This window comes from Fretibacterium fastidiosum (assembly GCF_000210715.1).
In the GTDB taxonomy this organism is placed as follows: Bacteria; Synergistota; Synergistia; order Synergistales; family Aminobacteriaceae; genus Fretibacterium; species Fretibacterium fastidiosum.
In genome coordinates this window covers 1,330,342-1,332,841 of sequence record NC_021038.1, presented here as the reverse complement: position 1 = coordinate 1,332,841, position 2,500 = coordinate 1,330,342, and the positions used below count along the sequence as shown (strand labels likewise).

General features: G+C 63.8%; 1 protein-coding gene. It reads left to right on the top strand.

The window, feature by feature from the left end:
• Positions 1-209: 209 nt before the first annotated feature.
• The coding region (locus tag SY1_RS06170) for a hypothetical protein (RefSeq protein ID WP_208873085.1) at positions 210-2,500 on the top strand (2,291 nt) is incomplete at its 3' end.

The following is a 2,500-nucleotide window of genomic DNA, read 5'->3' as shown; positions in this document are numbered from 1 at the left end:
GTCTGGCTGCCCTCCGGTCCTTCGGACCACCTCCCCTTCCAGGGGAGGCAACTCAGGGGAGGCAACAATAGTTTTGAAAGGAGCGTGAACCCATGCGCAGATGGCTGCATGGTATTGCCGGTGTCGTAGCTCTTGGTGTGGTGCTGCTGGGCTTACAGCCTGCAGCATTGAGTGCTGAATTGTGGTCCGACGTGGCCGACACGTCCTGGTTGGATCAACATGCTGGGACGGAGGCTGACCCCTATCTCATCGAGACGGCGGAGCAACTGGCCGGCCTGGCCAAGCTGGTCTCCGACTACAAGGATTTTCAGGGCAAACACTTCCTTCTGACTCGGGACATCTCCGTGGTGGGCCGGGAATGGTGTCCTATCGGCTGGATGCAGGCCTACGGGGACCTTGCCGGGTTTGCGGGCACCTTCGACGGCGGTGGCCACGCCATCACGGGGGTCACGTTCACCAACAGCGACCACCTTCCGGTCAGCCCGAAAACGGGTATCTTAAGTCATTCGTCCTGCCTGTTCGGACGCATCGAGCAGGGGGGGACCGTCAAAAACCTTACGGCCATGGGCTCCATCAATGCCACGGCTGGCAACGGGGCCTCGGGGATAACGAATTGGATGGATGGCAACGTCCTGAACTGCACGACATCCTTCGATCTCAGGGTCGAGTGCGATGGCCGGGCCTTTGTGGGAGGCATCGCCTCCCTCATCGCCATAGGCATGATTCGCAACTGCGTAACCTTCGGAACGGCCAGGGCAGTCTCTACCAACTTCTGTTATTCCGGAGGAATTCTGGGTTTCTCTTATTGGGACGGTGGGGAAGTGGAAAACTGTACGGCCGCCCTCGCAGAGGTGGAGAGCTACACGGACGGCGGCGGGCTGGGGGGCGGCCTGGCCAGCGGCTTCAAACATTGTGTCTCGATCTGCGATTCCGTCAAGGCCCTGCCGCAATACACCGGAGGGATCGTCGGGGCCTACGGAGGCTGGGAGGATTGCTACTGGCTGAAGGTGAAGGAGACCCAACCCAGTTACTCAGGGAGACTAGATCTAGGGGTCATGATAACGGACCCCGCCAAGCTGCCGGTCGCCTCGGTGGTGCTGGATGCGGCCGACGTGCGCACGATGCTCGTGGGGGAGACGCGGAAGATCCGTGCCCGTCCCTATCCCTCCACGGGGGACCTTTCGGGCTTGAAGTACAGGTGGACCGCGGACCGTGGTCTGACGGTCCTCTCCGGGGCCGACGGGCCGGAGATCGAGGTGAAGGCCGCCTCCGAGGGGCTGCACCGTCTAGCCCTCGCGGTGACGGGTGTGCTGGGCGTGCCGGTGGCCAGCGACGACGCGGCGTTGATGCCCGAGGCGGTGCTGAAGGTGGTGAACGTCCTGCCGCCGGCGACAAGGATCGCTCTGGGCGGCCCCAGCCATGCGCTGAAGGAGGGGGAGAGCGTTACGTTGACGGCCGCGATCGTCCCCTCCGATGCGAAGCCCGAGGTGTTGACTTGGGCAGTGACAAAGGCCGAGGGGCAGGGGGCCGTTGACGACCTCCTCCTGGAGGATCACGGGGACGGGACGGCTGCGGTGACGCTGAAAAAGCAGTACAAGGACGGCGCTTCCTACGGCGTTACGGTCCAGTCGGCCAGCGGCCTGTCCGCGACAACCACGGTGTGGGGCGAGGCACTGGGCGCGGAGCCGAACGTGCCGGGGTTCGTCCCGATTGGGGCGATGCTTCCGGGCGGGGCGGAGGGGAAGCGTCCCTTCGGGGTGAGGTCCGGTTCGGCGGTGGAGCTGTTGTCGGAGATGGGGACGGCCCCGGAGGACTTCCGCCTTGGTGGCGACGGCCTGCTGTACCCGAGCCGGTCCCGGCTAGAGACAGTCATGGAGGCGTTGGGGAAGCAGGAAGGTGTGAAGCTGATTGGAGCCTCGCCCTTCCCTTTGATCTCGCTTGAGGTATCGAAGTCACGTACCCTGACGGCTGTGGGCTTCTGGGTTGAGGGCAAGCGTTTCCGCGCCGCCGCGCCGAAAGACGTCACGTTGTTCGAGGCGCGTCCCAAGGGGACGGGTGAGATTTTCCGTTACGCGGAGAGCCCGAGGGATTACCTGGACGGGCACTTTGCGGTGCAGCACGAGGATGGTACGGTGATGCCCGGAGACGAGCCGTTCGTCCCGGATAAGAAATACGGCCTGGTGGTGTACGTCCGTGATGGAGGCCGGGTTGACCTGACCCCGGCGGAGCGCAGGGTTGCCGCCTCTCTGGTGCTGGCGAAGAACACTGCCCTGTCTGGACCGACCAGTCCTGACGTGAGCCCGGATATAAAGCCACCGGTGAGTCCTGATGTGGAGCTGCCCAAGGTTCCGGAGCATGGCGTCGCCCCGCAGCTGCCCGAGGGGACGGACGGGAAAATCATCGCGGTGAAGCCTGAGCTTGCCTTTGGAAAAACCCCGTCTGAATCGTTGGCCCTGGCGGCTAAGATGCTTGCGGACTCCGGGCTGGAGAAGGGTGACTT